The 7,920-nt window shown below is 33.5% G+C and carries 7 protein-coding genes; 2 read left to right on the top strand and 5 right to left on the bottom strand.

The annotated features are described in order from the left end of the window. Positions 1-560: 560 nt before the first annotated feature. The 3 genes from OIU83_RS23465 to OIU83_RS23455 all read right to left on the bottom strand — a co-directional run bounded on the left by OIU83_RS23465 (position 561) and on the right by OIU83_RS23455 (position 3,139). Entirely contained in the window at positions 561-977 is a 417-nt protein-coding gene (locus OIU83_RS23465; RefSeq protein WP_264208700.1) for a YeeE/YedE family protein, read from the bottom strand. 11 nt (positions 978-988) lie between these two features. Continuing rightward, the gene (locus OIU83_RS23460) at positions 989-1,558 is read right to left on the bottom strand and encodes a YeeE/YedE family protein (RefSeq protein WP_264208699.1); all 570 of its coding nucleotides are present in this window, start codon (positions 1,556-1,558) and stop codon (positions 989-991) included. A 165-nt stretch (positions 1,559-1,723) separates the two neighbouring features. Then, positions 1,724-3,139: an MBL fold metallo-hydrolase gene (locus OIU83_RS23455; RefSeq protein ID WP_264208698.1), complete on the bottom strand. Its 1,416-nt coding sequence runs from the start codon at positions 3,137-3,139 to the stop codon at positions 1,724-1,726. Between the two features lie 454 nt (positions 3,140-3,593). Between OIU83_RS23455 and OIU83_RS23450 the strand changes: the two genes are divergently transcribed. Both OIU83_RS23450 and cydB read left to right on the top strand, forming a co-directional pair. Continuing rightward, the gene (locus OIU83_RS23450; protein WP_264208701.1) at positions 3,594-4,925 is read left to right on the top strand and encodes a cytochrome ubiquinol oxidase subunit I; all 1,332 of its coding nucleotides are present in this window, start codon (positions 3,594-3,596) and stop codon (positions 4,923-4,925) included. A 2-nt stretch (positions 4,926-4,927) separates the two neighbouring features. Continuing rightward, positions 4,928-6,004, top strand: a complete 1,077-nt coding sequence (gene cydB, locus OIU83_RS23445; RefSeq protein WP_264208697.1) for a cytochrome d ubiquinol oxidase subunit II — start codon at positions 4,928-4,930, stop codon at positions 6,002-6,004. Between the two features lie 70 nt (positions 6,005-6,074). Here cydB and OIU83_RS23440 read toward each other — a convergent pair whose 3' ends face one another. Beyond that, complete coding sequence (locus OIU83_RS23440; protein ID WP_264208696.1) at positions 6,075-6,845, bottom strand: toxin-antitoxin system YwqK family antitoxin; 771 nt, start codon at positions 6,843-6,845, stop codon at positions 6,075-6,077. Further along, positions 6,845-7,564 (bottom strand): hypothetical protein, encoded by a 720-nt coding sequence (locus tag OIU83_RS23435; protein ID WP_264208695.1) that lies wholly within the window; start codon positions 7,562-7,564, stop codon positions 6,845-6,847. Before OIU83_RS23435 ends, OIU83_RS23440 begins: the two co-directional genes overlap by 1 nt. Positions 7,565-7,920: the final 356 nt, after the last annotated feature.

The raw sequence follows: 7,920 nt of genomic DNA, 5'->3' as shown, positions 1-7,920 counted from the left end.
TTTATTATATCCAAATATAGATATTTTGAAAGATTGATTTTCAACCATGCAAACATAGGAGGGCGCAAAGGATTACACAAAGGTTCGCAAAATTTAATCAATAGCTTTGCGAACCTTTGCGTTTTTTTTCTTTGTGTACTTTGCGGTTAAATAGAATCAGGATGGGGAATAGGTAAAGGAATTTACCACAAAGGGGGCAAAGGATTACACAAAGGTTCGCAAAGTTTAATCAATAGCCTTGCGAGCCTTTGCGTTTCTTTTCTTTGTGCACTTTGCGGTTAAATCGGATCAGCTTCAAAAGTTAGGGATTAAGCTTTGTCAAAGATTCCAAGATGGAGTATAAAAAAGAAACCCAACAGTCCCGAAGCCTCGGGATAAAATCTGTTGGGTTTATAGTTTTAATATGTAGAAAAATAGTATTTGTTATTTTTTACTAATTTTAAAAACACAGAGTCTAGCTATGTGAAAGAAATGCATTTCTTTTGTATTCTTCTTTTATAGATAAGATCTATGTTTCTATGTGTTAAATGAAATTTTATGACACTTCTGATAAGATTTTTTTAATGAGGCAAGTTGTCTTTAAAATAACCATAAACCCAAGTTCCTAATATTGCACTTACTAAGGTTACTGCAATTACAGTTACTCCAGTTCCTATTTGCGCAAAAAGAGGACCAGGGCAAGCTCCAGTGATTGCCCAACCAAATCCGAATAATAATCCGCCATAAATCTGACCTTTACTAAATGTTTTAGGCTCAATCTTGATTTCTTCTCCCTGAATAGTTTTTAGCTTGAATTTTTTTATCAAAAAAACAGATAACATTCCTACTGCAACTGCGCTTCCGATTACGCCATACATAAAGAATGATTGTAAACGGAACATTTCCTGAATACGGTACCAACTAATGATTTCGGCTTTTACGAATACTATGCCGAATACAATTCCGACAAGCATATATTTTAAGTTTGAAATTTTCATTTTTTAGGGATTTAAAGTGAAAGTATATAAGGAAGAATCAGGTTTGCCATAACAAATCCGCCAATCATAAAGCAAATCGTTGCTATTAATGATGGCCATTGCAAATTAGAAATTCCCATGATTGCGTGTCCGCTTGTACATCCACCCGCATAACGCGTTCCGAAACCTACAAGAAAACCACCTACTACAATCATTATAAATCCACGTAAGGTTAATAAACTTTCCCATGAAAAAAGCTGAACTGGCATTAATCCCGAATTATCGGTAATACCATAAGTTGCCAATTCGGTAGTAAGTTTTGAGTTTATTTCGATAGCATTCGGATTCGATAAGAAAACAGTTGCTATGACTCCGCCTAAGAATATTCCGAAGACAAAGAATAAATTCCAGCTTTCTTTTTTCCAATCGTACTTAAAGAATGGAATATTTGCAGGAATACACATGGCGCATATATGGCGTAAAGAGGAACTAATACCAAATGCTTTGTTGCCAAAAATTAATAAAATAGGCACGGTTAATCCTATTAGTGGACCCGAAACGTACCAAGGCCAAGGTTCTTTTATGATTTCTAGTAAATTCATTTGTTGCTTTTTTATTTAGGTTCAAAGCGGCAAAGGTTCAGAGGTTCAAAGGTTGAAATCTTTGTCGTTTTGTGTCTTTGTTACTTTTTTATTTAGGTTTGGAGTGGCAAAGATACAAAGGCTAAAATCTTTGTCTCTTTGTACCTCTGCGCCTTTGTTACTTATTTACTTTAAAACTTTACTTTGACACATAAAATCAGATTTTGGAATTGTAGTTTTTGTAATAGCATTAAAACCACCTTCAACTTCGGTAAAGTTTCTAAATCCGCGTGCTTGTAATATCGATGCAGCAATCATACTTCTGTATCCACCAGCGCAATGCAAATAAAAATGTTCTTTTGGGTCGATATCTTTTACCCAGTCATTAATATATGCCAATGGTTTATTGTAAGCATCTTCTATATGTTCGGCACTATATTCAGTTTCTTTACGAATGTCGATTACTTTATTTTCTTCAACCTTAAATTCACTTGAAAATTGGTCAGCCGTAATTCTGTTTACTGTATCAATTTCATAACCTGCATTTTTCCAAGTGTCAAAACCACCTTCAAGATGTCCGATAATCGAATCAAAACCTACACGACTTAATCGCGTTACGGTTTCTTCTTCTAATCCTTTTTCGGTTACCAATATAATAGGTTGTTTTACATCGGCAATTAAAGTACCAACCCATGGAGCAAAATCTCCATTGATTCCAATATTTACCGATTGCGGAATAAATCCTTTGCTAAAGTCGCTACTATTTCTGGTATCCAGAATCAAAGCTCCGGTTTCTTCTACTATAGCCTCAAATTCTTCTGCTTTTATTACTTTCATTCCATTATCCAAAACAGATTCGAAACTTTCATAACCATTTTTGTTCATAGCCACATTCATGCTAAAATAAGCAGGAGGAGGTAATAAACCATCGGTAACTTCAGTAATAAATTCGGCTTCGGTCATATTAGCACGTAAAGCATAATTGGTTGCTTTTTGGTTACCAATTGTCGATACTGTTTCTTTACTCATGTTTTTACCACAAGCACTTCCTGCTCCATGCGCTGGATATACGATAACATCATCTGCGAGAGTCATTATTTTTGTTCGTAACGAATTAAATAATATCGCTGCCAATTGTTCTTGTGTCATCGAAGTTGCTTTTTGAGCTAAATCGGGACGACCAACATCTCCAATGAATAAAGTATCACCAGAAAAAATGGCATAATCTTTCCCGCTTTCATCAATTAATAAATAAGTGGTGCTTTCCATAGTATGTCCAGGAGTATGCAACGCTTTTATAGTGATGTTTCCTAGTTTAAATTCTTGTCCGTCGGTTGCCGAAACACAATCAAATTCGCATTCGGCATTTGGTCCATAAACAATTGGAGCACCAGTTTCTTTGCTTAAATCAACGTGACCCGAAACGAAATCGGCATGAAAATGAGTTTCAAAGATGTATTTTAATTTTACCTGATCGCGGTCTAAACGGTCTAAGTAAGGTTGTATTTCTCTAAGCGGATCTATAATCGCAGCTTCGCCATTTGAAGTAATGTAGTAGGCGCCCTGTGCTAAACATCCAGTATAAATTTGTTCAATTTTCATTGTTGTGTAATCTTAAAATAATGTTTTACAAAGGTAACTCTGTTTTTTTGGAAAATAAGTGACTAATGTTACAGATTTTTTTTTGAGTTAAAATTTGTTTTCGATTTTACCAGATAAGATTCTATAAGTAAATAATAAGTTGGGATTAATCAGTATATGATTTACATGATTTTATATGATTTATATATTTAAAACGATAAACTCTTTAGAATATTTTGAAATAACCAATTCACTATATGACTTATACAAGAAAATATGTTCTGGTGTTTAATTTATACAACACTTAAATAGATTTACAATACTTAAATGATTTTAAAAAAAATAACTGTTTAATGCCTTTGAACTAATCAAAATTTTTAACAATCATGGGGTGATAAAGTCTTTTTATAGATAGTTTATGTTAGTTTTAATAGGTAAATTTGCGAGACCTCATAATAAAATAATATACGCTAGTATGGAAGAAATGCTTTTTTATGACCGAATGCAGTTTGCGTTTACAATAACTTTTCACTACCTCTTTCCGCAACTTACAATGGGACTTTCATTGATCATTGTATATTTTAAATGGAAATACCTCCGAACAAAAAACGAAGAATACAATCATGCGACTCATTTTTGGATGAGAATCTTCGCTTTGAATTTTGCAATGGGTGTCGTTACAGGAATTCCGATGGAGTTTCAGTTTGGAACCAATTGGGCTAAATTTTCAGAATTAACCGGGGGAATTATCGGGCAGACCCTTGCCATGGAAGGAATGTTTTCTTTTTTCTTGGAATCATCATTTCTTGGAATATTTTTATTTGGAGAAAAAATACTTGGACATAAATGGCATTTTGTCACCGGATTATTAATATGTATTGGCTCCTGGGCAAGCGGATTTTTAATTATTGCCACACATTCATGGATGCAAAACCCTGTGGGATTTGAGATTCTCGAAAACGGAAGATTTGTATTAACCAATTTTCAAGCTTTGTTCCTTAATCCTTGGTTATGGCCATCGTACTTACACAATCAGGCAGCATCTATGGTAACAAGTTCATTTGTTGTTGCAGGGATCGGAGCTTTTTATATTTTGAGTAAAAAGAATATCACTTACGGAAAACTATTCGTTAAAACAGGTGTTATCTTCGGATTAATTTCGTGTGTAATTGTAGCAGTTCCTACGGGTGATTTACTGGCCAAAAACGTGGTAAAATACCAACCTGTGACTTTTGCAGCGATGGAAGGAATATTTCATACTGAGAAAAAAGGATCTGAGATTGTTCTTATCGGTCAGCCTGACGTGAAAGATAAAAAACTAGACAATAAAATAGCCGTTCCTAATATCTTGAGTTTCCTAACTTACGGAAGCTGGCATGAAGAGATAAAAGGACTGGATCAGTTTGATGAAAGTGTTCATCCAACTAATATTTCAGGATTGTATTACGCCTATCATATTATGGTTGGTCTCGGAACTATTTTTATAGGATTGATGGCTTTTGCTGTTTTCCAGCTTTGCCGAAAAAAACTATTTGAAACCAAATGGATTTTATGGTCGCTGCTTTTTATGCTTCCATTTCCATATATCGCCAATACTACAGGATGGTACACTGCCGAATTAGGGCGTCAGCCGTGGTTGGTTTATAATTTATTACGCACTGCCGAAGGTGCTTCGCCAACGGTTTCCTCAGGGAATACACTATTTACATTACTAGGATTTATAGGATTGTATCTTTTATTGGGCATGTTGTTTTTGCTATTGGTTGGAAAAATCATCAATAAAGGACCTCACACAGAAAAAATATAATTATGGAATTTTTTTGGTACGTAGTTTTAATGGGAATTTTGGCTGTTTACATTGTATTGGATGGCTATGATTTTGGTGCAGGAATTATTCATTTATTTTTTGCAAAAACAGAGAAAGATAAAAAAGCGATAACCAGTGCGATTGGTCCATTTTGGGATGCCAATGAAGTATGGATTATTGCGGCTGGAGGAGTTTTATTTTTTGCTTTTCCGATTTTATATGCATCTTCTTTTAGTGGTTTTTATTTACCATTGATTATGATTTTGTGGTTGCTTATCTTTAGAGCAATCGGATTAGAAATGCGCGGACAAATTCATCACCCAATGTGGGAAGTAGTTTGGGATAAAGCATTTGGAATTGCGAGTTTGCTATTGGCTTTATTCTTCGGGATAGCTTTAGGGAATATTGTTCGTGGTGTAAATTTAGGAATGGTTGTAAATGGCGTTTCTACACAGGAAGCTCATTTTTTCTTTTTGCCTTTGTGGAATCCAACGTTTAGTCCACAAGCCAATGAATTAGGAATTATCGATTGGTTTACTTTGTTTCTGGGGATCGTGAGTGTAGTAGCTTTGACGATTCATGGTGCGAACTGGATTATTTTTAAAACCAATTCTTCATTAAACGAAAAACTTAAAAATGTAGTTTTTAAACTCAATATCGTATTGCTTATTTTGGTATTTATATCCTTGCAAATATGGCATTTTATTGAGCCGAAACCATTTCACAATTTTATTGATAATCCTATATTGTGGATATTTCCACTGATTACTTTTATTGGGATTATAGGATTGTTCAAAGTACGCACGTATAAAAAAGACGGTTCGGGATTTGTATTCTCAACATTGTTTCTTGTGGGAGGTTTTGCCTCAACGGCAGTTTCAATTTTCCCGAATGTTTTACCATCAACGAATAATGTAAATCCTTCATTGACGATTTATAATACTGCAGCACATGAATACGGATTAGCAGCAGGAATGAGTTGGTTTTTTATCGCTTTGGCTTTGGTGATTGTTTATTTTATTATTCAATACCGCGTTTTTAGTGGTAAAATGGATGATATTGGGTATGGGGAACATTAAAAATTATGGATTAGACCTAACAGGTCTATAAAACCTGTTAGGTCTGTCTTAAAAACCTCGGTCTTTTAGATTAATTTACATTCACATCAAAAGAAACAGTATCATTTTTTACTCGTGTAACTTTATCATTAAATGTGTATTGGGTTATTGCTTTGATACGATTGAGTCCCTTATGGGTTAAAATTTCCTCAACAATAATTTCTGCGGGTAATTTATTTTTAATAATTCTTTTTGCTTTTGAGTTATCGATACCTACTGTTTCTATTTTAAAAGTTCTTTTAGCGTAGGGTATATTAGCTACTAAGTAGTTATATCTTATAGTGTCGCCAACTTTTAAATCATCTCCTTTTTTTATTTCCCCCAGTTTTTTATTCACTACTTTATGCTGGCCTACTGGCCAAATTGCATAACCATCATACATTTTCACTACTTTGTCATCAAACTTAATTATAAAGGCAGTTCTTCCAAGACTATCGCATATAATGTACTTCTTTACTAAGCCACTCTGATCATAATAAGTACATTCCAGATTAATTTTACTGTTTTTTCGATAAAAAACTGATTCTAATTTACCATTATCATAATAATAGAAACAATTCCCATGCGGTTCATTATCAATAAATTGACCTTCGTTGATTTTAATTCCTTTTTCATTATAACTTATAAATTTTCCGTGAAAAACAGTATCCTTATTTCTAATTACATATTCACTCATTGCTAATAATTTTCCTGATGGACTATATTCTTTTAAAGTATATACTTTTTCTTCTTTAAAATAAAAAAACAAGAATGTCAAACCAAGTATCATAAGGAATACTGCTATTATATATTTCTTTTTCATTATTTCTTTTTTTGTTGTGCTTCCAAGATATCTCTTCTCACCTGTACATTTTTATTTGGATTTTTAGGGTCACTAACCGTTTGAACCATATCTGTCTGGCTTGTTTTTGTGCGTTTTTTATCTACTTCTTCATTTACAGATTTTCCAGCTTTTATTGTATTCGCACCATGATCGGTTGCATTCATAAAATCGTCTGCTTTGTTTTCCTTTGTTGGTTTTCCCCCATTAGTTCCTTTTCCTCTGGAAGTGCTGCCTTTTACTTCAAATCCCAATATAACAATAAGAGCTTCAAATGCACCTCCAAAATCAATCCATGTAACATCTCTTCCACCTATGCGTAATGAACTCGGGTCTTGATAGTTTCCTCCATCAGAAAATGCAAATCCTCCACTAAAAAAGGATGATTTCTTTTTCTTAAAATTATGGAGAATATCTCCGTTATAAGTTATTAGTTTGGTGTCTCCATCCAATAATATTCTGTTGCCATTACCAAAAGTTTTCCCCCAGGTATGTCCTAAATTTGAATAGTGGTCAATTTTTGCAGTTCCGTCAAGCCAAATTAGTTCTCCAGTTTTTTTATTTCTGTACCAATCAAATGGAGTTCGCCCGTAGAAATCGACCAATCGTAATAAATCCCTGTTATAGGACTCACGCGAAGAATATTGCCCAAGATCATCATCTTTCTTAATGTCATTAAAGCTATCAAAATTTCTAAACATAATAAACAAGATTTATTGTAAGTTATTACTTCTTTTATTTACAACATTACGTATAAATTATCTTACTTACAGTACTACTTCCAATTATTTACATACTTTAAAATGAGTGTTTTATCTGATTACTCGGATATGCTCAAAGATAACGCAGATTTTCAATCTGTGCACATTCAAATATTGAAACAATATTTTTGAAGGAAGTAGATTGCGTTCACGGATTGCAAATCCGCGATATCTTTGCGTTGAAAGAAGATTTCTTAATATCTTAAGAATCCAAAATTTTCAATTTACTCCAAGATTGCGTTAGGGATAGGAATGATATCCTTTTTAATTTTTCTTTAAAAATAAAAAGATATAGT

It is taken from the genome of Flavobacterium shii (genome assembly GCF_025847235.1).
Classification (GTDB): domain Bacteria; phylum Bacteroidota; class Bacteroidia; order Flavobacteriales; family Flavobacteriaceae; genus Flavobacterium; species Flavobacterium shii.
This window is presented reverse-complemented; position numbering and strand designations above follow the sequence as displayed.

Coding starts and splice junctions, on each gene's coding strand:
- cydB (WP_264208697.1), top strand. CDS start 4,928: ATGGAATTTTTTTGGTACGTAGTTTTAATGGGAATTTTGGCTGTTTAC.
- OIU83_RS23435 (WP_264208695.1), bottom strand. CDS start 7,564: ATGTTTAGAAATTTTGATAGCTTTAATGACATTAAGAAAGATGATGAT.
- OIU83_RS23440 (WP_264208696.1), bottom strand. CDS start 6,845: ATGAAAAAGAAATATATAATAGCAGTATTCCTTATGATACTTGGTTTG.
- OIU83_RS23465 (WP_264208700.1), bottom strand. CDS start 977: ATGAAAATTTCAAACTTAAAATATATGCTTGTCGGAATTGTATTCGGC.
- OIU83_RS23460 (WP_264208699.1), bottom strand. CDS start 1,558: ATGAATTTACTAGAAATCATAAAAGAACCTTGGCCTTGGTACGTTTCG.
- OIU83_RS23455 (WP_264208698.1), bottom strand. CDS start 3,139: ATGAAAATTGAACAAATTTATACTGGATGTTTAGCACAGGGCGCCTAC.
- OIU83_RS23450 (WP_264208701.1), top strand. CDS start 3,594: ATGGAAGAAATGCTTTTTTATGACCGAATGCAGTTTGCGTTTACAATA.